The sequence below is a fragment of the Amycolatopsis samaneae genome (assembly GCF_039541975.1).
Lineage (GTDB): Bacteria > Actinomycetota > Actinomycetes > Mycobacteriales > Pseudonocardiaceae > Amycolatopsis > Amycolatopsis samaneae.
In genome coordinates, this window is record NZ_BAABHG010000002.1 from 154,617 (window position 1) to 176,918 (window position 22,302).

Annotated in this window: 22 protein-coding genes; 15 read left to right on the forward strand and 7 right to left on the reverse strand. The window is 70.5% G+C overall.

The window, feature by feature from the left end:
• Positions 1-40 precede the first annotated feature (40 nt).
• Positions 41-1,021: a heme o synthase gene (locus tag ABD987_RS03930; RefSeq protein WP_345386993.1), complete on the reverse strand. Its 981-nt coding sequence runs from the start codon at positions 1,019-1,021 to the stop codon at positions 41-43.
• A 295-nt stretch (positions 1,022-1,316) separates the two neighbouring features.
• Between ABD987_RS03930 and tkt the strand changes: the two genes are divergently transcribed.
• The 10 genes from tkt (at position 1,317) to ABD987_RS03980 (ending at position 12,425) form a co-directional block, all read left to right on the forward strand.
• Positions 1,317-3,422: a transketolase gene (tkt, locus tag ABD987_RS03935; RefSeq protein ID WP_345386995.1), complete on the forward strand. Its 2,106-nt coding sequence runs from the start codon at positions 1,317-1,319 to the stop codon at positions 3,420-3,422.
• 26 nt (positions 3,423-3,448) lie between these two features.
• Positions 3,449-4,564, forward strand: coding sequence for a transaldolase (gene tal, locus ABD987_RS03940; RefSeq protein WP_345386997.1), 1,116 nt, complete (start codon positions 3,449-3,451; stop codon positions 4,562-4,564).
• Positions 4,565-4,572: 8 nt separating this feature from the next.
• Complete coding sequence (locus ABD987_RS03945; protein ID WP_345386999.1) at positions 4,573-6,192, forward strand: glucose-6-phosphate isomerase; 1,620 nt, start codon at positions 4,573-4,575, stop codon at positions 6,190-6,192.
• Entirely contained in the window at positions 6,189-7,715 is a 1,527-nt protein-coding gene (gene zwf, locus ABD987_RS03950; protein WP_345387001.1) for a glucose-6-phosphate dehydrogenase, read from the forward strand. Before ABD987_RS03945 ends, zwf begins: the two co-directional genes overlap by 4 nt.
• Positions 7,712-8,710, forward strand: a complete 999-nt coding sequence (gene opcA / locus ABD987_RS03955) for a glucose-6-phosphate dehydrogenase assembly protein OpcA (RefSeq protein WP_345387003.1) — start codon at positions 7,712-7,714, stop codon at positions 8,708-8,710. Before zwf ends, opcA begins: the two co-directional genes overlap by 4 nt.
• On the forward strand, positions 8,707-9,486 hold the full coding sequence (pgl, locus tag ABD987_RS03960) for a 6-phosphogluconolactonase (protein WP_345387005.1): 780 nt from the start codon (positions 8,707-8,709) through the stop codon (positions 9,484-9,486). The genes opcA and pgl overlap by 4 nt, the downstream gene beginning before the upstream one ends.
• 105 nt (positions 9,487-9,591) lie before the next feature.
• On the forward strand, positions 9,592-10,062 hold the full coding sequence (locus ABD987_RS03965; RefSeq protein WP_345387007.1) for a YqeB family protein: 471 nt from the start codon (positions 9,592-9,594) through the stop codon (positions 10,060-10,062).
• A 271-nt stretch (positions 10,063-10,333) separates the two neighbouring features.
• Positions 10,334-10,591 (forward strand): hypothetical protein, encoded by a 258-nt coding sequence (locus ABD987_RS03970; RefSeq protein ID WP_345387009.1) that lies wholly within the window; start codon positions 10,334-10,336, stop codon positions 10,589-10,591.
• Positions 10,592-10,698: 107 nt separating this feature from the next.
• The gene (locus ABD987_RS03975; RefSeq protein WP_345387011.1) at positions 10,699-11,955 is read left to right on the forward strand and encodes an HNH endonuclease signature motif containing protein; all 1,257 of its coding nucleotides are present in this window, start codon (positions 10,699-10,701) and stop codon (positions 11,953-11,955) included.
• 53 nt (positions 11,956-12,008) lie between these two features.
• Positions 12,009-12,425, forward strand: coding sequence for an SgcJ/EcaC family oxidoreductase (locus ABD987_RS03980; RefSeq protein WP_345387013.1), 417 nt, complete (start codon positions 12,009-12,011; stop codon positions 12,423-12,425).
• Here the strand turns inward: ABD987_RS03980 and ABD987_RS03985 are convergent.
• On the reverse strand, positions 12,415-13,266 hold the full coding sequence (locus ABD987_RS03985; RefSeq protein WP_345387016.1) for an SDR family oxidoreductase: 852 nt from the start codon (positions 13,264-13,266) through the stop codon (positions 12,415-12,417). The two genes, ABD987_RS03980 and ABD987_RS03985, sit on opposite strands and share 11 nt — an antisense overlap.
• Positions 13,267-13,396: 130 nt before the next feature.
• Between ABD987_RS03985 and ABD987_RS03990 the strand changes: the two genes are divergently transcribed.
• Positions 13,397-14,305 (forward strand): LysR family transcriptional regulator, encoded by a 909-nt coding sequence (locus tag ABD987_RS03990; protein ID WP_345387018.1) that lies wholly within the window; start codon positions 13,397-13,399, stop codon positions 14,303-14,305.
• 35 nt (positions 14,306-14,340) lie between these two features.
• On the opposite strand, the gene ABD987_RS03995 is transcribed toward ABD987_RS03990, so the two are convergent.
• Positions 14,341-15,354 (reverse strand): NmrA/HSCARG family protein, encoded by a 1,014-nt coding sequence (locus ABD987_RS03995; RefSeq protein ID WP_345387020.1) that lies wholly within the window; start codon positions 15,352-15,354, stop codon positions 14,341-14,343.
• Between the two features lie 9 nt (positions 15,355-15,363).
• Positions 15,364-16,206 carry a polysaccharide deacetylase family protein gene (locus ABD987_RS04000; RefSeq protein ID WP_345387022.1) on the reverse strand — a complete coding sequence of 281 codons (843 nt, stop codon included), beginning with the start codon at positions 16,204-16,206 and terminating at the stop codon, positions 15,364-15,366.
• Between the two features lie 138 nt (positions 16,207-16,344).
• On the opposite strand from ABD987_RS04000, the gene ABD987_RS04005 reads away from it, so the two are divergent.
• Positions 16,345-17,241, forward strand: a complete 897-nt coding sequence (locus tag ABD987_RS04005) for a LysR family transcriptional regulator (RefSeq protein WP_345387024.1) — start codon at positions 16,345-16,347, stop codon at positions 17,239-17,241.
• Between the two features lie 78 nt (positions 17,242-17,319).
• Here the strand turns inward: ABD987_RS04005 and ABD987_RS04010 are convergent, their stop codons facing one another.
• The 3 genes from ABD987_RS04010 to ABD987_RS04020 all read right to left on the reverse strand — a co-directional run bounded on the left by ABD987_RS04010 (position 17,320) and on the right by ABD987_RS04020 (position 19,871).
• The gene (locus tag ABD987_RS04010; RefSeq protein ID WP_345387026.1) at positions 17,320-17,460 is read right to left on the reverse strand and encodes a hypothetical protein; all 141 of its coding nucleotides are present in this window, start codon (positions 17,458-17,460) and stop codon (positions 17,320-17,322) included.
• Positions 17,460-17,744 carry a hypothetical protein gene (locus tag ABD987_RS04015; RefSeq protein WP_345387028.1) on the reverse strand — a complete coding sequence of 95 codons (285 nt, stop codon included), beginning with the start codon at positions 17,742-17,744 and terminating at the stop codon, positions 17,460-17,462. Before ABD987_RS04015 ends, ABD987_RS04010 begins: the two co-directional genes overlap by 1 nt.
• Positions 17,745-17,897: 153 nt before the next feature.
• Positions 17,898-19,871 (reverse strand): S9 family peptidase, encoded by a 1,974-nt coding sequence (locus ABD987_RS04020; protein WP_345387032.1) that lies wholly within the window; start codon positions 19,869-19,871, stop codon positions 17,898-17,900.
• 228 nt (positions 19,872-20,099) lie between these two features.
• On the opposite strand from ABD987_RS04020, the gene ABD987_RS04025 reads away from it, so the two are divergent.
• From ABD987_RS04025 to ABD987_RS04035, 3 genes are all read left to right on the forward strand, one after another.
• Positions 20,100-20,519: a hypothetical protein gene (locus ABD987_RS04025; RefSeq protein WP_345387034.1), complete on the forward strand. Its 420-nt coding sequence runs from the start codon at positions 20,100-20,102 to the stop codon at positions 20,517-20,519.
• Positions 20,426-20,902, forward strand: coding sequence for a thioesterase family protein (locus ABD987_RS04030; RefSeq protein WP_345387036.1), 477 nt, complete (start codon positions 20,426-20,428; stop codon positions 20,900-20,902). The genes ABD987_RS04025 and ABD987_RS04030 overlap by 94 nt, the downstream gene beginning before the upstream one ends.
• Before the next feature lie 191 nt (positions 20,903-21,093).
• Positions 21,094-22,296 carry a sensor histidine kinase gene (locus ABD987_RS04035; RefSeq protein ID WP_378214350.1) on the forward strand — a complete coding sequence of 401 codons (1,203 nt, stop codon included), beginning with the start codon at positions 21,094-21,096 and terminating at the stop codon, positions 22,294-22,296.
• Positions 22,297-22,302: the final 6 nt, after the last annotated feature.

The window sequence follows — 22,302 nt, forward strand, 5'->3', positions numbered from 1 at the left end:
TTAGAGTCCCTCATGGTGGCCTTCAGAGACCACGGAAAAGCTAGAAGGGCAGGCCCAGGACTGGCAGGCCGATGGCGGAGTCGACGGCCAGCGCGACGAACACGATCATCAGGTACGTGTTGGAGCGGTGGAACAACGACATCGGCTTGGTCTGCTCGCCCCGGCGGACGGCGGCCTGCAGCCGGTGCGCGTAGAAGAGGAACCAGGCGCCCGCCAGCACCGCGAACGTCGCGTACAGCCACGAGGTCACCGGGAGCAGCAGCAGCGTCCAGGCCACCATCACCCACGAGTAGATGACGATCTGGCGGGCGACGTGCTGCTCGGTGGCGACCACCGGCAGCATCGGCACCCCGGCGCGCTCGTAGTCCTCGCGGTACTTCATGCCCAGCGCCCAGGTGTGCGGCGGGGTCCAGAAGAAGATGACGCCGAACATCACGAACGCCGGCCACTGCACGGTGCCGGTCACCGCGGCCCAGCCGATCACCACCGGCATGCAGCCCGCGGCACCGCCCCAGACGACGTTCTGCGAGGTCCGCCGCTTCAGGCCGAGGGTGTAGACGAAGATGTAGAAGAGGATCGTCGCGATCGCGAGGATCGCCGAGAGCAGGTTCACCGTGAAATACAGCACGACGAACGACGCGGCCCCGAGCACCAGCCCGAAGATCAGCGCGTTGCGCCGGGGCACCGAGTCCTTGACGAGAGGCCGCCGCTTCGTGCGGTTCATCACCTTGTCGATGTCCGCGTCGATCACGCAGTTGAGCGCGTTCGCGCTGCCCGCGGCCATCGTCCCGCCGACCAGCGTGGCCAGCACCAGCCACGGCGACGGGATCTCGCGGCCGGCGAGGAACATCGCGGGGATCGTGGTCACCAGGAGGAGTTCGATCACCCGCGGCTTGGCGAGCGCGGCGTAGGCGCCGACGACCTGGCGGACGGTTCGCCTGCCACCCCGCGGAGTTTCACCGGTCGGGCGGACGGCGCTGGTGTCGTCACTGCGTCCGTGCGCAGCGTTCACCAACGACATTTCACTCCCTGTGTCAGGTCGGGCGGGTTACCGGCCCGGGTGAGGTGTGGTGACCCGGAACACCTGCCTGGTTGAACCCTTGAACGATGGTAGACGTGCTGGTTCCCGTGGGTGATCGCGGGTCCCGCGCGAGGCGAACCACTAGGCTGACCGCGAGGGCCCGCGTCCTGCCCTGCGCGAGGCTGCCAGCAGGAATATCGTCCCTTCCGGATCGATTGAGATGTACAGGCAGCGCGCCAGGCACCAGCGAAGTACCGGAAACCAGCACAACCTCATGACGAGGAGTTCGATCTCAGTGTCCGAAACCGCCTCCACCAGCGAGAACAACCCCCTCCTCCGGCGCGCCGTGCCAGCCGACTGGACCGACACCGACACCCGCGCCGTGGACACCGTCCGGGTCCTCGCCGCGGACGCGGTGGAGAACTGTGGCAGCGGGCACCCCGGCACCGCGATGAGCCTGGCGCCGCTGGCCTACACGCTGTTCCAGCGCAGCCTGCGGCACGACCCGGCCGACCCGCACTGGGCCGGGCGCGACCGCTTCGTCCTGTCGGCGGGGCACTCCAGCCTGACCCTCTACATCCAGCTGTACCTCGCCGGGTTCGGGCTGGAGCTGGAGGACCTCAAGCAGCTGCGCAAGTGGGGCTCGCTCACCCCCGGCCACCCGGAGTACCACCACACCAAGGGCGTCGAGACCACCACCGGCCCGCTCGGCCAGGGCCTGGCCAACGCGGTCGGCATGGCGATGGCCGCCCGCCGCGAGCGCGGACTGTTCGATCCGGACACCGCGCCGGGCGAGAGTGTCTTCGACCACTTCGTCTACGTGATCGCCTCCGACGGCGACATCGAGGAGGGCGTCACCTCCGAGGCGTCGTCGATCGCGGGCCGCCAGCAGCTGGGCAACCTGATCGTCTTCTACGACGACAACAAGATCTCCATCGAGGACGACACGAACATCGCCCTCTCGGAGGATGTCGCGGCGCGGTACGAGGCGTACGGCTGGCACGTGCAGACCGTCGAGGGCGGCGAGGACGTCGTCGCGATCGAGGCCGCCATCGCCGCGGCGAAGGCCGAGACGGCGCGTCCGTCGTTCATCGCGCTGAAGACCGTCATCGGCTACCCGGCGCCGACGAAGATGAACACCGGCAAGGCACACGGCGCCGCGCTGGGCGCCGAGGAGGTCGCGGCGGTCAAGAAGATCCTCGGCTTCGACCCGGAGCGGAACTTCCAGGTCGACGACGAGGTCATCGCGCACACCCGGCAGGCCCTCGACCGCGGCAAGAGCGCGCGGGCGACCTGGCAGGAGAAGTTCGACGCCTGGGCCGCGGCGAACCCGGAGCGCAGGGCGCTGTTCGACCGGCTCTCCGCCCGCGCGCTGCCGGAGGGCTTCGCCGAAGCGCTGCCGTCGTGGGAGCCCGACGCCAAGGGTGTCGCGACCCGCAAGGCCTCCGGCGAGGTGCTCAACGCGCTCGCCGGGCCGCTGCCCGAGCTGTGGGGCGGCTCCGCGGACCTCGCGGAGAGCAACAACACCACGATGAAGGGCGCGGACTCCTTCGGCCCCGTCGAGGCAGGCACCGACATGTGGAAGACCAGCCCGTACGGCCGGACCCTCCACTTCGGAATCCGCGAGCACGCGATGGGCTCGATCCTCAACGGCATCGCGCTGCACGGCGGGACCCGGCCCTACGGCGCGACGTTCCTGATCTTCTCCGACTACATGCGCCCGCCGGTCCGGCTCGCCGCGCTGATGGGCCTGCCGGTCACCTACGTGTGGACGCACGACTCGATCGGCCTCGGCGAGGACGGCCCGACGCACCAGCCGATCGAACAGCTTTCCGCGCTGCGCGCGATCCCCGGCCTCAACGTCGTCCGCCCGGCGGACGCCAACGAGACCGCCTACGCGTGGAAGGCCGTGCTCGAGGACGTCGAGCACCCGTCCGGGATCGCGCTGACCCGGCAGAACGTGCCGGTGCTGGAGGGAACCGACGCCGAGGGCGTCAAGAAGGGCGGCTACGTGCTGGCCGAGGCGTCCACCGGCGCCCCGGAGGTCGTGCTGATCGCCACCGGTTCCGAGGTGCAGCTCGCGGTCAAGGCCCGCGAGACCCTGGAAGCCGACGGCATCCCGGCGAGCGTCGTCTCGATGCCGTGTGTCGAGTGGTTCGACGCGCAGGAGCAGTCCTACAAGGACGCGGTGCTCCCGCCGTCGGTCAAGGCCCGCGTGTCGGTCGAGGCCGGTGTCGCCCAGTCGTGGATCCGGTTCACCGGCGACGCCGGTGAGAACGTGTCGATCGAGCACTTCGGTGCCTCCGCCGACGCGGCCACCCTGTTCCGCGAGTTCGGTTTCACCGCCGAAGCCGTCGTCGACGCGGCCCGCCGGTCCCTCGCCAAAGCCAAGAACGCCTGAATTTCCGAAGGGGATGAACAACAGTCATGAGCACCACTGATCGGCTCGCGCAACTGTCGGAAGCCGGTGTTTCCATCTGGCTGGACGACCTCTCGCGCGAGCGCCTGGACTCGGGCAACCTCGCCGGGCTGATCCGCGAGAAGCACGTCGTCGGTGTCACCACGAACCCGACGATCTTCGCCAACGCGCTGGCCAAGGGCGACGCCTACGACGCGCAGGTGCGTGAGCTGGCCGCCCGCGGCGCCGACCTCGACGGCACGGTCCGCGAGCTGACCACCACCGACGTCCGCAACGCGGCCGACCTGTTCCGCGACGTCTACAACGCCACGAACGGCGTCGACGGCCGGGTGTCCATCGAGGTGGACCCGCGCTTGGCCAACGACACCGCGAAGACGGTGGCCGAGGCCAAGGACCTGTGGAAGACCGTCGACCGGCCGAACGTGCTGATCAAGATCCCGGCCACCGAGGCGGGGCTGCCCGCGATCACCGCGACGCTGGCCGAGGGCATCAGCGTCAACGTCACGCTGATCTTCTCCGTCGAGCGCTACGAGGCGGTCATCAACGCCTTCTTCGCCGGGCTGGAGCAGGCCAAGGCCAACGGCCACGACGTCAAGGGCATCCACTCGGTCGCCTCGTTCTTCGTGTCCCGTGTGGACAGTGAGATCGACAAGCGGCTGGAGAAGATCGGCACCGAGGAGGCCAAGGCGCTGCGCGGCCAGGCGGCGATCGCCAACGCGCTGCTCGCCTACGCCGCCTTCGAGAAGCTGTTCACCTCCGACCGCTGGTCGGTGCTGGCGGCCGAGGGCGCCAACGCGCAGCGTCCGCTGTGGGCGTCCACCGGGGTCAAGGACCCGTCCTATTCGGACACGCGCTACGTCGACCAGCTCGTCGTGCGCGACATCGTGAACACGATGCCGGAGAAGACCCTCGACGCGGTCGCCGACCACGCCGAGATCGACGGCGACAAGGTGACCGGCAAGGGCGCCGCCGCCCAGGAGGTGTTCGACAAGCTCGCGAGTGTCGGCATCGACATCCCGGACGTCTTCCGGGTCCTCGAGGAAGAGGGCGTGGAGAAGTTCGAGAAGTCCTGGCAGGAGCTGCTGGACACCGTCACCGGACAGCTGGCCAAGGCGAAGGGCTGAAGCGCACGATGGCAGGGGATGTGACCGGCGTCGAGATCGTCGACGCCGAACTGGCGGAGAAGGCGGCGCCCCTGGTCGAGCGGCTCGTGGCGGACAAGGCCGCCTCGAAACTCGCCGCGAAGGACGCGACCCTGTGGGGCGCGGACGCGGAGCCGGAGGCGTCGATCCGGCTGTCGTGGACGACGCTGCACAAGACGTCGCGGCCGCTGATCGGGGAGATCGAGACGCTGCTCGCCGAGCTGCGCGCCGAGGGCGTCGACCGGGTGGTCCTCGCGGGCATGGGCGGTTCGTCGCTCGCGCCCGAGGTGATCACCGCGACCGAAGGCGTCGCGCTGACCGTGCTCGACACCACCGACCCCGGCCAGGTCGCCGACGCGCTCGCCGGTGACCTGGAGCGCACGGTCCTCGTGGTGTCGTCGAAGTCCGGCGGCACCGTGGAGACCGACAGCCACCGGCGGATCTTCGCGAAGGCCTTCGCCGAGGCGGGAGTCGACGCGGCGCGGCGGATCGTGGTCGTCACCGACCCGGGCTCGCCGTTCGCGGAACTGTCCGAAAAGGAGGGTTACCGCAAGACCTTCCTCGCCGACCCGCACGTCGGCGGCCGTTACTCGGCGCTCACCGCGTTCGGGCTGGTGCCCGCCGGGCTGGCCGGGGTGGACGTCGCGCGGCTGCTGGACCAGGCCGCCGCGGCGGCCGAGCAGCTCGCCACGGACTCGGCGGACAACCCGGCGATCCGGCTCGCCGCGGCCTGGGCCGCGGCACACGAGGCCGGGGCCGAGAAGGTCGTGCTGGCCGACACCGGTTCCGGGATCAACGGTTTCCCGGACTGGGCCGAGCAGCTGATCGCGGAGTCGACCGGCAAGCTCGGCACCGGGCTGCTGCCGGTCGCGGTCGAGAACATCGAGGCGCCCGGCTTCGCCGACGCGAAGTCCGACGCCACCCCGGTGGCCGTCGGCCCGGCCGCGGGCGCCGCGAAGGTCGCCACCTCGGGCCCGCTGGGCGGGCAGTTCCTGCTGTGGGAGTTCGCCACCGCGCTCGCGGGACGGCTGATCGGGATCAACCCGTTCGACCAGCCCGACGTCGAGGCGGCGAAGAAGGCGGCGCGGGCGCTGCTGGACGACCCGGCGAAGCTGTCCGGCGGCGAGACCGCGTCCAATGTGGACGGCGCGGTGGAGATCTTCGGCTCGGAAGGCGTTGCCACCGAAGGAAGTCTGGGCGAGGTGCTCCGCGCGTTCTTCGCCTCGGCGCCGGACGCGGGCTACCTCGCGGTGCAGGCCTACCTGGACCGCCTCGACGACGCGTCGACCGCGTTGCTGCGGCCCGAGATCGCCAGGCGCACCGGGCTGCAGACGACGTTCGGCTGGGGACCCCGGTTCCTGCACTCGACCGGCCAGTACCACAAGGGCGGTCACCAGAACGGGGTATTCCTGCAGATCACCGGCGCGGTCGCGGAGGATCTCGCGGTGCCGGAGCGGCCCTACACGCTGGGGCAGCTGCAGCACGCGCAGGCGCTCGGCGACGGGCAGGTGCTCGCCGAGCACGGCCGCCCGGTGCTGCGCCTGCACCTGACGGACCGGGCCGCGGGCCTGGCCGAACTGGTCCGGGCGGTACAGGAGGCCGGCGAGTGAACTGGAAGAACCCGCTTCGCGATCCGAGGGACAAGCGGCTCCCCCGGATCGCCGGGCCGTCCAGCCTGGTGATCTTCGGCGTCACCGGCGACCTGGCCCGCAAGAAGCTGATGCCCGCGATCTACGACCTCGCCCACCGCGGGCTGCTGCCCGCCGGGTTCTCCCTCGTCGGGTTCGCCCGGCGGGACTGGGAGCACCAGGACTTCGGCGAGCTCGTGCACGATTCGGTGCGGGAGCACGCGCGGACCCCCTTCCGCGAGTCGGTGTGGAACCGGCTCGCCGAGGGCATCCGGTTCGTCCAGGGCACGTTCGACGACGACAACGCCTTCGACCGGCTCGCCGAGACGGTCCGTGAGCTCGACGCCGAGCGCGGCACCGGCGGCAACACCGCGTTCTACCTGTCGATCCCGCCGAGCGCGTTCCCGGTGGTCACCAAGCAGCTGGCCCGGTCCGGGCTGGCGAACGCCGACGCCGACACCTGGCGCCGGGTGGTCATCGAGAAGCCGTTCGGGCACGACCTGAAGAGCGCGAAAGAGCTGAACCAGATCGTCAACGACGTCTTCCCCGAGGAGTCGGTCTTCCGCATCGACCACTACCTCGGCAAGGAGACGGTGCAGAACATCCTGGCGCTGCGCTTCGCGAACCAGCTGTTCGAGCCGATCTGGAACGCCAACTTCGTCGACCACGTGCAGATCACCATGGCCGAGGACATCGGTCTCGGCGGTCGCGCGGGGTACTACGACGGGATCGGCGCGGCACGCGACGTCATCCAGAACCACCTGTTGCAACTGCTCGCCTTCACCGCGATGGAGGAGCCGCTGTCGTTCGAGCCGCGGGCGCTGCGCGCGGAGAAGGTCAAGGTCCTCGCCGCGACCGAGCCGATGGGCCCGCTGGACCGGACCACCGCGCGCGGGCAGTACGCCGGGGGCTGGCAGGGCGGCACGAAGGTGCCGGGCCTGTTGCAGGAAGCCGGTTTCGCGAAGGACTCGAAGACCGAGACCTACGCCGCGGTGACGCTGGAGGTGAAGAACCGCCGCTGGGCGGGGGTTCCGTTCTACCTGCGCACCGGCAAGCGGCTCGGGCGCCGCGTCACCGAGATCGCCGTGGTGTTCAAGCGGGCGCCGCACCTGCCGTTCGACTCGACCTCGACCGAGGAACTGGGGCAGAACGCGCTGGTGATCCGGGTGCAACCGGACGAGGGCATCACGCTGCGGTTCGGATCGAAGGTGCCGGGGACCACGATGGAGGTCCGCGACGTCACGATGGACTTCGGGTACGGGCACGCGTTCACCGAGTCCTCCCCCGAGGCCTACGAGCGGCTCATCCTCGACGTGCTGCTCGGCGAGCCGTCGCTGTTCCCGGTGAACGAGGAGGTCGAGCTCTCCTGGGAGATCCTCGACCCGATCCTCGCGCACTGGGCGAAGCTGGGGACCGCGCCGGAGCAGTATCCGCCGGGGACCTGGGGGCCGCCGTCGGCTGACGAGATGATGGAACGGACCGGTCGTCACTGGAGGCGTCCATGATTGTCGATTTGCCGTCCACCACGACGTCGCAGCTGAACAAGAAGCTCGTCGAGATCCGTGAACGCGGTGGCCAGGTGGCGCTCGGCCGGGTGCTGACGCTGGTGATCGTCGCGGACGACGACGACAAGCTGGAAGAGGCCATCGAGGCGGCGAACGAGGCCAGCCGCGAGCACCCGTCGCGGGTGATCGTGGTGGCCAAGGGCGCGCGCACGGCGGCGCCGCGCATCGACGGCCAGATCCGGGTCGGCGGGGACGCCGGGGCCAGTGAGGTCATCGTGCTGCGGCTCTACGGGCCGCTGGCCGCGCAGGGGCAGAGCGCGGTGGTGCCGCTGCTGCTGCCGGACGCGCCGATCGTCACCTGGTGGCCTGGTGTCGGCCCGAAGTCGCCCGCCAAGGACCCGCTCGGCGAGCTGGCGCAGCGCCGGATCACCGACTCGGCGGCGGAGAAGAACCCGGTCCGTTCGCTCACCACCCGCGCGAAGTCCTATGTGGATGGTGACACGGACCTGGCGTGGACGAGGCTCACCCGCTGGCGCGCCCAGCTGGTGTCCGCTTTGGACCTTCCGCCGTACGAGAAGGTCACCGGTGCCACGGTGACCGGCGAGGCCGATTCGCCGTCGACGGAGCTGCTCGCTGGCTGGCTCGCCGAGTACCTCAAAGTGCCGGTGAAGCGGGTCAAGAGCTCCAGCGCGCAGGGCATCATCTCGGTGTCGCTGGAACGCCGCTCGGGCGCGGTGGTGCTGCACCGGCCGGACGGCCGGGTCGGCACGCTGACGCAGCCGGGCCAGCCGACGCGGCGGATCGCGCTGCAGCGGCGGACCACGCCGGACTGTCTGGTCGAGGAACTCCGCAGGCTCGACACGGACGAGATCTACGAGGCGGCGCTGAAGGGCCTCGGGAAGTTCTCGGCCGGGACCAACGGCAAGGCGGCGGCGAAGCCCGCTTCCCCTGCCGCGGCGAAGAAGAAGGCGGCGGCGGGAAAGGCCACTTCATGAGCAAGACCGAGGTCGTCGTCTACGCCAACGCCGAGCTGCTCGCCGCCGCGGCGGCGGCCAGGCTGGTCACGCGGCTGGTGGACGTGCAGGCCGCCAAGGGATCCGCGTCGGTGGTGCTGACCGGCGGCGGGACCGGGATCGCGGTGCTGCGGGAGCTGCGGGACTCCGCGGCACGGGACGCGATCGACTGGTCGCGGCTGGACGTCTACTGGGGTGACGAGCGGTTCGTCCCGGCGGATTCGGACGAGCGGAACGAGAAGCAGGCCCGCGAGGCCCTGCTCGACCACGTCCCGCTCGACCCGGCACGGGTGCACGCGATGGCTGCCTCGGACGGCGAGTTCGGTGATGACGTGGACAGCGCTGCCGCCGCCTACGCCCAGGTGCTCGCGGCGAACGCGGGCCCGGAGGACCACGGGGACGTCCCGTCGTTCGACGTCATGCTGCTGGGGCTCGGCGGCGAGGGGCACACCGCTTCGGTGTTCCCGGAGTCGCCGGCGGTCTACGAGACCGAGCGTTCGGTGGTGCCCGTGCGCAACTGTCCCAAGCCGCCGCCGACCCGGGTTTCGCTGACCCTGCCCGCCATCCGCCGCGCGCGCGACGTGTGGCTGATGACCGGGGGCGAGGCGAAGGCCGACGCGGTGGCGCTGGCGTTGTCCGGGGCGGGTGAGGTCCAGCTCCCGGTGGCCGGTGCCCGCGGGCACCGGCGGACCCTGTGGCTGCTCGACCGTGGTGCGGCCGGAAAGCTCACGAAGGTCTACCAGCCACCGACCGCGTAACGTTTCCGCTGTTCGAAGGCCCCGGCGATCCGATGATCGCCGGGGCCTTCGTCGTGTGACTCGCGTCCCTTCGGCATATCTATCACTTTTGCTACGATCGTATGCATGACGAACGAAACTGAGATCCGGATGCCCCTCGACACGAAGGCGGTCATCTGGATCTTCTGCGGTGCGGCGGGCGCCGGTCTCGGCTTCGCCGTCCCCTGGCTCCTCCAGTTCGCCGCCAAACACCCGATCCCCTACGCGGACACCCTGAAGTTCCTCGGCTCGTTCGACTCCCCCGCCATGGTGATCGGCCGCCCGGCGGCGCTCGCCGTCGTCGGCCTCGTCATCGCGTTCTTCGTCACCTACCACAGCGCGACCCTGCGCATCTCGGACGAGCGCATCACCATCATCGAAGGCGACGACACCCGGGTGCTCACCCGCGAGCAGATCGGTGGCGTCTTCCGCCACGGCGGCAAGGTACGGATCGAATCCCTGGAGGGACGCGTCCTGTTCGACGACGACGTCGAAGGCAAGAAGACGACGATCGCCGCGGCATTCCGCAACCACGGCTACCCCTGGGAAAGCAGTTGAGTCCCGAGGCAGGATCAAGCACGCTGGGGCACCCGCGCGCCGAGCAGAAGGCACGACAGTTTGTTCCCCTCCACGATCACCGACTACTGAGTCTCTACCCCCTCAAAGAGAGAGATCCTTTACGCGACAGCATTTTCGTCGTCATCATCGATCCCGATTTGACCGAGGACTCCCGCGATGTCCACGGCGCTGGGACTCGGTTCCGGGCAGCAGCACGACGAGGCGATTTCCGTTTTTACTTCACAGACACCGCGCGGGAAGCACTGCCTACATGAGCAGGGCGATCGGCTCGACTGCACGGCGCACCGTAGACCCCTGGGACGACGCGCCGATCGCGGACCTCGGAGCCCTTACGCTGCCTCAGTTTCGCGGAAGGGCCACGCGCGACGCGTCGCACGCGCCCTCGCACGCCACCGCCATCGGGCGGGACCACGAACCGCAGCTCGACAACCACGCCTCCGAGGCGCTGGCCGATTCGGTCGGCCTGACCAGGTTCGGCACCTGGGACGTCCTCGCGTCCGACTCATAGCCCGCGAGCACATCGACAGAAACCCTTACACACCAAGGAAAACATCCCGCAAGAGATTCAGCCGATCGATAGCACATGTGTTCGATCGGGCGGCGTAGTGTGGAGGTATGGCAGTCCAGTGCAGTACCTCCGCATCGCGCACCGAGTGGTGGCGCGAGGATGCCGACTGCCTGCTGTCCGAACTCGTCCGCACCGAACGGCAGCAGCGGCGATTGGCGGCGCGGCAAGGAGAAATCCTGGCCGAGCTGGAACGCCGCGGAGTCCGGGAGGTCACGGGGTATGGGAGTCTGGCGCGGTTGTTGTGTGAGACGTTGCATCTTCCGTTCTCCGAGGCGAAAGCCCGAGCGGCACGGGCGGTGGCGTTGAACGGCACCCGCGATCTCACCACCGGCGAACAACCCCCGATCGCGCCCGCCACAGCACTCGCGGCGGCAGACGGTGCGATCGGGGCGGCACAGATCGACAAGATCCTCAGTGTTCTCGGGAAACTCCCCAAGACACTGCCAGGGGGCGAGCGGGAGCAGGCGGAGAAGATCCTCGCCGAGCTGGCTCGTGCGGCCGGGCCTCGGGAGATCGACAAGGCCGGGGCCCGGTTGTTGGCCCAGCTCGATCCGGACGGCCCGGAGCCGAAGAACCCGGACCCGAAACCCTTCCGGCCCGAGTTCTCCATCGCCCCACACCGCGACGGCGGACACCAGATCAAAGCCCACGTCGACGACGAAACCTCCGCACGCCTCCAGGCAATGCTCAATCCCCTGGCGAAACCCCGCCCCGCCACCGAAGCCGAAGGCCGCGACACCCGCTCACCCTGGGAACGACGCGGACACGCCTTCTCCGAACTGGTGCGGATGTGGGCTGAGCTTCCGGAGTTGCCGACTCAGGCCGGGGAAGCCACCCATATCGTCGTCACCGTCGGGCTGGAGGAACTGCGGACCGGGATCGGACAGGCCACCCTCGACCCGTCGGGCGAGATCACCGCCGCCCAAGCCCGACGGCTGGCCTGCGACGCCAAGATCATCCCCATGGTCCTGGGCACCCACAGTGAACCTCTTGATGTGGGCCGGGCGCAGCGACTCGCCACCCCGGCCATCCGCCGCGCCCTGATCCACCGAGACCGGGGATGCGCCTTCCCGGGCTGCGAAGCCCCCGCCTCCCAATGCACCGCGCATCACATCGTCTACTGGGCACATCACGGCAAGTCCAAAGTGGACAATCTGGTCCTCTTATGTTCCGTGCACCACAAGGTGATTCACCGGTCCGAATGGGAGGTTCGCATCGCCACCGACGGGCTACCGGAGTTCCTGCCACCCGCCTGGCTCGACCCGACCCGTACGCCTCGACGCAATACCATCCACCGAACCTGAGCCGGGGGCGATCCATTGACTTCAAGCCCACTGGAAGTTCTACGGTCGCACCCATGACGCCGGTGGAAAGCGAAACCCAGTCCCATGAAACCGACATCGAGGAGATCAGGCAGGTGATCGCCGAGTTCCAGCACGCCTATGAACATCACCTCGTGGACGAGTACATGAGTCTGTTCAAACAGGACGCGATCGCCACGATGGCCGGCGGCAAGGTCCTGATCGGCCAGGACGAGCTGGCCGAGCATGTGCGCACCGCGTTCGCGCGGAAGGCCGAAGGCGCGTCGACCTATGAGCTGGTGCACGTGCTGTTCATCCGCCCCGACGTGGCCGCGGTCAAACTGCGTCAGGTGCACACCAGCTACACCGACGACCAGGTGCGCGACGAGGGCACACCGCTGTGGATCATGACCCGCGAAGACGGACGATGGTGGCTGGCCACCACGCAGAACACGCCCGTACTCAAGGGCTGAGCGCCTTTCCGGCCCGGTCGGCCGGGTACTGGATGTCGGCGGTGGCGGCGTTGTCGTGTTGGGCCTCGATCTCGGCCAGACGCTGCCGCAGGGTGCCCGTCATCAGCTGCCAGGCGTCCGAGCCCAGGACGAGGCGGCGTGGCGGGCTCGCCGATTCCGCGGCGCGAATGATGGCCGCGACGGTGTTTTCCTGGCTGTCGGGCATGTTCTCCACCGGGATCGGTTCCTGGTCGGCCGGGCCGCCCCGGTACGGCGCGCTGACGGGCACCCGGGTGGCCGCGTCGAAGAAGCCGGTGCGGACCATGCCCGGCTCGATCAGCGTGGTGCGGATCCCGAACGGCTCCACCTCGGCGGCCAGCGCGTCGTAGAAGCCTTCGATGCCCCACTTGGCCACGTGGTACAGCGAGAAACCGGGAAAGGTGAGCTGGCCGCCCATGCTCGACATCTGCATCAGCAGCCCGCCGCCCCGCGCCCGCAGATGCGGCAGTACCGCGCGGGCGAGGTGGATCGAGCCGGTCAGGTTGGTCGCGATCAGCTGGTCGATCTGCGTGTCGGTCAGGTCTTCCGCGGTGGCGAACACGCCGTAGCCGGCGTTGGACACGACGACGTCGACGCGCTCGTGGGCGGCGAACGCCTCGTCGACCACGGCACGCAGCCGCGTGGTGTCCGTGACGTCCAGCGCGCGGACCCACAGCCGGTCGCCGAAGCGCGCCTTCAGGTCGTCGAGCCGCTCCGGACGGCGCAGGGTGGCCGCGACCCGGTCGCCGCGGTCGAGTGCCTGCTCGACGAGCTCGCGTCCCATGCCACGGGAGGCGCCGGTCACGAACCAGGTCCTTGTCACGATCGGTTTCCCTTTCACTGGGCGAATGCCTTCTGTTTCGGCGACTTCCATGCTGGCCACCAAAAGTCCATACGTCCAATGAAAGATTCGGATGCAAGCGATACGTCTCGCGTATGGCTAGGATGAGCGCGTGAGTGAGCTGACCTTGACCGGGCTGCGGGTCGTACGGGAGATCGCGCTGACCGGATCGTTCACCGCGGCGGCGCGGCTGCTGGGCTACACGCAGCCGACGATCTCGCGCCAGGTGGCCGCGATGGAGACCGCGGCGGGGGCCCCGCTGTTCGTCCGCGAGGGCCGCGGTGTCCGGGTCAGCCCGGCCGGCGCCGTCGTGGTGGAGCACGCGGGCCGGATCCTGGCCGGGGTGGAGACGCTGCGGCAGGATCTGGCCGCGCTGGGCGACCGGGTGGCCGGCCGGATCAAGCTGGGCGCCTTTCCCTCGGCGACCGCGGTGCTGGCGCCCCGCGCGCTGGCGCGGCTGCGTGCCGACCATCCACGCCTGGAGGTGGCGCTGGCCGAGGCGCCGACGCCCACCCTGCTGCGGCAGCTGCGGGCGGGACGGTTGGCGGTGGCCGTCATCGGGGTCGGCGCGGGGCTGCCGGACTACGACCTGGCCGGCCTCGACCAGCGGATCGTGTTCGCCGGTGACCTGTGTGTGGCGGTGCCCGCCGGGCACCGCCTGGCCGAGGCAGGCACCGCCCCGGTGGCCGAGCTGGCCGGCGAGACCTGGGTCGTCGGCGAGGACGCGGGCGGGGAGCCGCAGTTCGGGGCCTGGCCCACGCTCACCGATCCGGTCATCGGTCACGTCGTGCGCGGATGGCCCGCGCGGCTGGGCCTGGTCGCCGCCGGACTGGGCCTGTGCCTGGTTCCCGAAATCGCGGCCCTGTCCGTCCCGACCGGTGTGGTCACCATCGGCGTCGACGATCCGGGCTGGCTCGGCCGGGCCACGGTGGCCCTCACCGCCCCGGCCGCCGGCGCCGAAGCCGCCGCCGTGGTCGCCGCGCTACGCCACGCGGGCGAGGAAATCCGGCTCCGCCGATGAGCGGCGCCGCCCACCCGGCGCGCGCCGTCGACGGCTCAGCGTGTGCTGCTCGCCGGATGTTCCAGGCGGATGGGGAACTTCTGGACTTCCTGCTCCGTCCCGTCCCAACCGGACACGCGTAGCCAGTCCTCAAAGGACATCAGGCGCGGATGGATCTCGGCCAGCAGTGCGCGGTCACGATCCCGCTCGGCGACCTCCCGTTCCTGGAAGAAGCGGAACATGGCGGCGAAATCGTGTCCAGTGTCCGGAATGGACGATCGCAGGACGTGCGGGGGCAGCGGGGTGTAGGCCGACGGGGTCCCGGTGACCCGTTCGAAGGTCGCGGCGATCTGTTCACCGCTCAGGCTGTCCCCGACGACGGCCAGGTCGCGGCTCCCCCAGCTCTGCCAGTTCTCGAACATGAAGTCGGCGAACCAGGCGATGTCGTCGAGCCCGACCAACGGGTACTTGCCGGTCCCGAGTGGAAGGGAGAAGACCAGCCCCGTACGGCCGTCGGGCAGTGTGCCCGGTCGCGGCGCCAGCCGCAGCTGGAGGTTTTCGAAGTAGGGCGCGGTCGTCAGGACCGACACGTGCTCGGTGTACCAGCCGTCGGTCTCCGTCCGCATCATTTCGTCGGACCGGAGCAGGTTGATGTGCGCGGCGACCGCGCCCTTGGCGTCGAAATGCGGGACGGGAACGGTCCCGTTCGTCAGTGTCACCGCACTGTCGAGCGAGGACCAGATGAACCTGTCCACGCCCGCGGCGCGCGCCGCTTCGAGGACCGCGATGCCCTGGCCGTACTCGCCGACCGGAGTGCCGGTGGCGAAGAAGTCGGTGTTGCAGAACACCCTGTCGACGCTGGAGACCGCGGCCAGCACGCTGGCGGAGTCGTCCAGATCGCCCTGCAGCATCCGGACTCGGCCGCCGCCGTGCGCGAGCAGTTCGGCCGCGCGCGGCGAGCGGGGGTCGCGGGTGAACACGGCGACCGTCGCGTCCGCCCGTTCGAGAAGACGCCGGACGGTCCGTCCGCCCATCGCGCCGGTACCGCCGATGACGAGAGTGTCGGTCATGGTTTTGGCTCAGATCCCTTCGATCTCGGTGGCATGGCGCAGAACGTGCTCCGCCACCTGGTGGTGCGTGGCCGTCCACACGTCCTCGCCCGCCCGCTCGACACGGCCGAGGATCTCGTCGAACACGCTCGCGAGGTACGGTCTGCCACCGACATGGGCGTGCACGGTGATGGTGAACATCCCGGGCCCCGGCGCGCCGAGCAGGTGCTCCAGCAGGTCCAGGTGGATGTCGCGGTATGCCCTCGGCCCGGCGGCGGCCCCGCGCACGTCGGAGAAGTCGCTGTGCATGATCGACACGAGCGGTCCGCTCCGCGTCGGGATCACCCGGGGCAGATCGCGGTCGTTGTCGTCACGCGTCCAGGTGTAGCCGGCCTCGGCGAGCAGCGCCGGGGTGCTCGCGGAACCGGTGGCACGGGGGCTCATCCACCCGGCCGGGCGAACGCCGGTCAGCTCGGCGAACGTCTCGGTGCACCGGCGGATGTTGTCGCGTTCGGCCTCCGGGTCCAGCAGCCCCGGTATGACGTCCTGTGCGTAGGAATGCGCCGCGATTTCGTGTCCCGCCTCGTGCACGGCCAGCACCGCGTCCGGGAAGCGGTCGGCGACCAGGCCGCTGATGCCGAAGGTCGCGGGCAGGCGACGGGCCCGCAGGATGTCGAGCAGGCGCCAGACTCCCGTCGTGGCACCGTATTCGGCCCAGGACACGCTGTGCGTGTCGTGCGCGGAAGGCAGCGGCCACGCCGACGCCATCGGCGCGTAGTGCGGCCAGTGCCCTGGCGACCACAGTTCGACGGCCACGGTGATCAGGACCGCGACCTTCCTGGTGCCGGGCCAGCCGGTCAGCGCGGCGGTCAAGGGCGTCCCTCCTTCGGCGGTCCCGGACGGGAGCGCGTGCGACTCGACTCCACTCTGCGGGCGGCGCGCCCCGGGGTCCAATGCCCATGTCGGATCCGGACAGGCCCGCGAGGCATGGCGGCGGATTACAGTACGGACATGACCGAGGCTTCGCTGCCCGCTCCGGACCTGGACCTGCGCCTGATCAGGTACTTCATCGCCGTCGCCGAGCACGGGCAGTTCAGCAGGGCCGCGGCCACCCTGCACATCGGCCAGCCCTCGCTCAGCAGGCAGATCCGCGGTCTCGAACACCAGCTGGGGGTCCGCCTGTTCGAGCGCACCCCTCGCGGCACCCTCCTCAGCGAAGCCGGCGAGGCCTTTCTGCCCAAGGCGAAAGCGCTGCTGCGCGCGGCGGACGAAGCGGCCGCCGTCGCACGCGCGACGAAGGCGCCCGGCCGGCTGACCATCGGCTACGCCGGAGGTCTCGTCGTCACCCCGGCCACCCTCGAACTACGGCGCCTGCACCCGGAGGCCGAGGTGCGGACGGTCTACCTCGGCTGGTGCCGTCCGGCCGAAGCCCTGCTCGACCACCAGGTCGACGCCGTGGTGGCACGGCGGCCGTTTCCGGAACACGGGCTGCGGGTCACGCACCTCTACGACGAGCCGCGAGCGGTGGTGGTCCGCCGCGATCACCGGCTGGCCGCACGACCGTTCGTCACCATCGAGGACATCGCCGACGAGCCGCTGCCCTGGGTTCCCGGGACCGATCCCGCCTGCACGGCCTTCTGGCGGCTGGAACCGCGCCCGGACGGACGTCCCGCGCCGGCGGGACCCGCCATGAACGCCCTCGACGACACCTGGGAGTTCGTCGCGGCCGGTGACGCCGTCGCCGTCACGTTCCTCAGCCACGGGCACACCGTCCGGCCGGACCTCACGCTGGTCCCCCTGCGCGGCGTCGAACCCAGTCACGTCGCACTGGCCACCCGCGCCGACGACGAGCCCCTCGTCTCGGAATTCCGCCGCTGCGCCGTCACCCACCTGACACCGCGGGGCTGACACGGACGATCTCAGGAAACCTGTCCCAGAGCGCGGCCGACCGGCTTCACGGCACGCCTCGGGGTGGTTACGCGGGATTCACTTCGCTTTCTCCGGCGAGGCGGGTTCGGCGGCGTCCCCGGCGTCACGGTCGCGGGCGGCGGGGTCGGGCCAGTCCAGCCCGGTTTCGGTCAGCACGCTGTCGAAGATGGGGGTCGGGTCGGAGCGCTCGCCGGTCATCACACCGCCACCGCGTCGACGATCGTGTCCGCGCGGATCCACACGGGCTCGGTGTCCTCGGCGTGGCCGTCGAGCCGGACCGGCACCCAGGTGACCTCGGCGTGCGCGTCGGCCACCGGCGTTCCGACGACCACGCCACGCCGGCACAGCTGCCGCCGCGAGGTGTCCCGCGGCCTGCCGGGCACGTAGGTGACACGGTGCCCGGTCGCCACCGCCGGCACGCTTCTTCCACTGCCTTCGCCGACGCCGCCGAGCGGCGTCGCGTCCGGGTGACGGTTCACCACGGCATCCACCTCGCGTTCTCCAGGATCCAGGCCGGTCGGCAACGCGACCTCACGACTCCGGCGCCATGACGCGCCCTCACCCTGTTACCTGGATCACATCGCGCCGGATCCGGCCCGCCGAGTCCGTTGTGGACGCAGCGGGCCGGGCACGGCTCAGGCGGGCATGTGCCGGTGCAGCCAGCCGGTGAGGCGGGTCAGGAAGTCGGTGAGCGCGGGCTGCGCGCGCACTCCGTGCCCTTCGAGGGGATAGATCACCAGCCCGGACTCGGTCCCGTGCGCCAGCAGCGCGCGGTGGAACTCCTCGGCCTGCCCCGGCGGGGTACAGCGGTCCTTCGCGCCGGCCACGACGAGGGTCGGGGTGACGACCCTGCTCGCGTGCATGACCGGGCTGCGCCGGTGCACCGGGTTGCCCGGTTCCTCCGGATCCGCGCCGAGGAACGTGGTGCCCCAGCCGGCGATGTTGCTGGTGAACGTCTGGCTGTACCAGTCCGTGACCGGTGCGACGGGGACAGAGGCCGCGAACCGGGTGCTGCGGGTGACGAGCCAGGAGGACATGAACCCGCCGTAGCTGCCGCCGGTGAGCCCGATCCGCGCGGGATCGGCGATCCCGCGGTCCACCAGCGCGTCGAGACCGGCGAGCAGGTCGTCCGCGTCGGCCCCGCCCATGTCGTGCACGACGTGCCGGGCGAACTCCTGTCCGCGTCCGCTGCTGCCGCGCGGGTTCGGGTTGAGCACGGCGTAGCCGCGGGAGACCAGCAGCGGCACCCACGGGTAGTTGATCTGCCAGGAGTTCAGGAACGACCAGATCGGCCCGCCGTGGATGTTCACCACGAGCGGGAAGGGCCCCTCCCCCGGCGGCGTGCAGAGGATGCCCTCGATCTCCAGCCCGTCGGGAGCCTCCCAGGAAACCGGGGCGGCGGTGCCCGCGACGGCGAGCAGTCGCTTCGTGCCCTCATGGGCCACCGACGCGAGCACCTCTTCGGTACCGGGCCCGGACCACGTCACCTGGTGTGGCAGGTGATAGGCGTGCTGGACGGTGATCACCCGGCCGTCGGCGGTGAAGGCGCCGTCGGGGTACCAGGGCCCGCCGACGGCGTGGCCCACCGAGAACAGCTCGCGGGCCGTACCCGCCGCGTCGACGATCCCGGCGACCGAGTCCAGGTGCCGTCGCCCGAGGTAGCCGAGCCGTCCCGCGTCGAGCCAGGACAGGAAGGTCACGTCGGTGCCGTGGGTGTCGATCTCGGTGCTCGCCCCGGTTTCCACGTCGATCACCGCGAGGTCGCCCGCCACGAGCCAGCGGTCGCTGCACACCGCCCGCACGATCGCGACCCGGCCGCCGTCCGGCGTCGCGGCGGGCAGGCCGAGCTGCGCCGGGCTCCGGTACAGTTCGCGGGTTTCCCCGGTCGGCACGTCCACCAGGGTCAGCACCGCCGAGTACCAGCTGTCCTCGCCCGGGTCCGGGGACGTCACCGAGACCACCCGGTCCGGACCGCACCAGCCCGACTCCCAGCAGTTCAGTCCCTCCGGCGAGAGTTTCACCAGCTCACCCGAGTCCACCGTGTACAGCCACAGCGATCGCCACGCCGCGTCGGTGGCGCCGGATTCCACGCGGGGCAGCCAGTTGTCCGCCTCCGGGGCCGCGGTGACGTTCGTCCCCGAGCCCTGGCCGCCGGCGAGGTCGGCGCCGAGACCGGCCACGCACAGCAGGATCCGCGTGCCGTCCGGTGACCAGTGCGCGAACTCCAACGTGCCGGGCACCTCGGGTCCGGCGACCGCTTCCCCGCCGTCCTTCCCGACGTCGAGCAGGTAGAGCTGGAAGACGCGGGCGGTGGCCCGGTCGGACAGGAAGGCGAGCCGCTTCCCGTCGGGCGAGAACCGTGCCCAGCGCGCCGAACCGGGCGAGCCCGCGAGCGGCCGCAGTTCGCCGTCCCGTACCCGGTAGAGCGCGGTCCTCGGCAGTCCCTCCAGCTTGTCGTAGACGGCCCCGGTCACCACCACCGCGGAACCGTCGGCGGTGGCGTGCGGTTCCGTCAGCGCGTGCGGCCTGCCGAACGCCGGTTCGTGCAACCGGAGGAGATAGTCGGCGACGGCCTGGTATTCGGGGGTCTCCCGCAGATCGTTCCTCATCGCGCTCCCTCGTCTATCCTTTGTGGACAATCTCGGCCCGGTACGGCCCACGGCCACCGTCGTGGTGGCGTGTTCCCATGATCCGGCCCGGCGCGGCCCGGGACATCGGGCGAACGTCGCCGGTTTCCCGTGCCGGGCGCCCTCTGTCGTACCGGTCGGCGGCCGGGTCGTTCCGCCGCTGTGAAACGCTGTGGGGCGCACCTGGCACAAGACGAGGAAGAACCGGCGTTGACCCAGCTCTCCGAACCCCGGCCCAGCTACTTCACCCGGCTGGACGAACACCGCTTCGCACCGACCAGCCACGCGGGCGGGGCCTGGCGCGACGACGAACAGCACTTCAGCCCGCTGGGCGGGCTCCTCGTCCACGAGATCGAACGCGTCCGTGCCCGCGAACAACGGCCCGGCCTACTGGTCAGCCGCATCGGCTTCGACATCCTCGGCCGCATCGCGCTGGAGGAGTTCGAGATCCACGTGAGCACGCCCCGGCCGGCCGCACCATCGAGCTGGCCGAGGCCACCGCGGTCATCGGCGGGCGTCCCGCGGTCACCGCGCGCGTGTGGTTCCTCGCCGCGCAGGACACCGGCATCGTCGCCGGTGGCGCGCCCGCGCCGCTGCCGCCGCCCGGCTCGTGCGCGCCGTGGGCGATGAGCGACCTGTGGCCCGGCGGGTACATCGCGTCCCTGGACGTCCGCACCACCGCCCCGCCCCAGCCGGGCCGCACCACCGCCTGGGTGTCCACGCCGCTCGACCTCGTCGCGGGCGAGCGGGTGAGCCCGGTGGCGTCGTTCGTCGCGCTCGTCGACACGGCCAACGGCGTCGCGGTGCGGCAGGAGCCGACCAAGTGGCTGTTCCCCAACGTCGACCTGTCGATCCACCTGCACCGCCTGCCCGAGGGCCGGTGGACCGGCCTCGACACCGGCGTCGTCTTCGGCGAGCACGGGCAGGGGGTCACCAGCACGGTGCTGCACGACGAACGGGGCGCGGTCGGCCACGCGCAGCAGATCCTCACCGTCCGGCCCCTGGAGCACTGAACCAGCGCGGACTGCGCCGAACGGATCAGCGGACTACGGAATCCGGACAACGACACCCGGTTTACGGGTGAAACTTACCGCCGCACCACACCTTCTCGTTAGCATCCGCACATTTGTTCGTAGTTGCGCGTCCCGATCGGGGCTCGCGCACCTCTCATCATCAAGTCCACAAGACGAGAGAGGTCGCCGCGATGAGCACTGAGGGACTCTCGATTCCCGGCATCTCGATGGGCAGCCCTGGCGCGGGGGCCGCCGATCGCGTCCGTCGTCCGGCCCTGACCGGGCTGTTCACCTCGATGCGACGGCCGGTGGTGATGATGCTCGCCTTCGACGCGGCGCTGGTGCTGCTGGCTGTACTCGACGTCTGGCTGGTCGTCCCCGGCAAGGCACAGCCCTACTCGACCTACCTGTCGGCCGCCGCGTGCCTCGCGGTCGTGTTCCGCCGCAAGTTCCCCTTCCTCGCCGCGCTCGCCACCGTGCCCGGTTTCCTCGCCGGCTGGTCGCAGCTCGCCGCGATGATCAACCTGGGCATGCTCGCGACCCGCAGGCAGTCGCACTGGCAGACCTGGCTCTGCGCGGGCCTGGTCTGGACCTGCCGGTTCGTGCGGTGGCCGCTGGCGGACTTCGCCGAGCTCAGCTGGCGGGAACACATCCTCGACGGGATCTACGGCGTCCTCGTCGCCGGCATGCCCATCGCGATCGGCATGCTCATCGGCGCGCGGGCCGAGATCTCGAACAAGCTCGCCGAGCTGGCCACGAGCCGCGACCGCGAGCGCCGCTTCCACGCCGACGCCGTCCGCGCCGAGGAGCGCGCCCGGTTGGCGCGCGAGATGCACGACGTCGTCTCACACCAGATCACGCTGATCGCGATGCAGGCCGGCGCGCTGCAGGCGCAGACCACCGACTCCCGCTCACTGGAGACCGCCCAGGTCATCCGCAAGCTGAGCACCCGCACACTGGAGGAGCTGCGCTCGCTGGTCAGCGTGCTGCGCTCCGGCTCGGACGACGACGGCCCGCAGCCGGGCATCACCGAGCTGGACCGGCTGATCCGCTCCACCGACGTCCCGGTGCACCTCACCGTCGAACAGCTGCCGGAGTTCCTGCCGAACCAGGTGTCCGCGGCCGCCTACCGCACGGTGCAGGAATGCCTGACCAACGTCTACAAGCACGCGCCCGGCGCCACCGCGAGCATCCGTATCCGCGGCGAAGGCGGGGCGCTCAAGGTGGAGGTCAAGAACGAGCGCGCCGAGGCGCCCGGTGCCGCCCTGCCCTCGGGAGGGCACGGGCTCACCGGGCTGGCTGAGCGCGCACGGCTGCTGGGTGGGAGCTTCGAGACCTCCGACACCGAGGACGGCGGGTTCCGGGTGCGTGCCCGGTACCCGCTCGACCGGTGAGGGACA

Excerpts from the sequence above, each read along its gene's own strand:
- ABD987_RS03930 (WP_345386993.1), bottom strand. The coding sequence starts at position 1,021 with ATGTCGTTGGTGAACGCTGCGCACGGACGCAGTGACGACACCAGCGCC.
- tal (WP_345386997.1), top strand. The coding sequence starts at position 3,449 with ATGAGCACCACTGATCGGCTCGCGCAACTGTCGGAAGCCGGTGTTTCC.
- ABD987_RS03945 (WP_345386999.1), top strand. The coding sequence starts at position 4,573 with ATGGCAGGGGATGTGACCGGCGTCGAGATCGTCGACGCCGAACTGGCG.
- opcA (WP_345387003.1), top strand. The coding sequence starts at position 7,712 with ATGATTGTCGATTTGCCGTCCACCACGACGTCGCAGCTGAACAAGAAG.
- pgl (WP_345387005.1), top strand. The coding sequence starts at position 8,707 with ATGAGCAAGACCGAGGTCGTCGTCTACGCCAACGCCGAGCTGCTCGCC.
- ABD987_RS03965 (WP_345387007.1), top strand. The coding sequence starts at position 9,592 with ATGACGAACGAAACTGAGATCCGGATGCCCCTCGACACGAAGGCGGTC.
- ABD987_RS03970 (WP_345387009.1), top strand. The coding sequence starts at position 10,334 with ATGAGCAGGGCGATCGGCTCGACTGCACGGCGCACCGTAGACCCCTGG.
- ABD987_RS03975 (WP_345387011.1), top strand. The coding sequence starts at position 10,699 with ATGGCAGTCCAGTGCAGTACCTCCGCATCGCGCACCGAGTGGTGGCGC.
- ABD987_RS03980 (WP_345387013.1), top strand. The coding sequence starts at position 12,009 with ATGACGCCGGTGGAAAGCGAAACCCAGTCCCATGAAACCGACATCGAG.
- ABD987_RS03995 (WP_345387020.1), bottom strand. The coding sequence starts at position 15,354 with ATGACCGACACTCTCGTCATCGGCGGTACCGGCGCGATGGGCGGACGG.
- ABD987_RS04005 (WP_345387024.1), top strand. The coding sequence starts at position 16,345 with ATGACCGAGGCTTCGCTGCCCGCTCCGGACCTGGACCTGCGCCTGATC.
- ABD987_RS04010 (WP_345387026.1), bottom strand. The coding sequence starts at position 17,460 with ATGACCGGCGAGCGCTCCGACCCGACCCCCATCTTCGACAGCGTGCTG.
- ABD987_RS04020 (WP_345387032.1), bottom strand. The coding sequence starts at position 19,871 with ATGAGGAACGATCTGCGGGAGACCCCCGAATACCAGGCCGTCGCCGAC.
- ABD987_RS04035 (WP_378214350.1), top strand. The coding sequence starts at position 21,094 with ATGAGCACTGAGGGACTCTCGATTCCCGGCATCTCGATGGGCAGCCCT.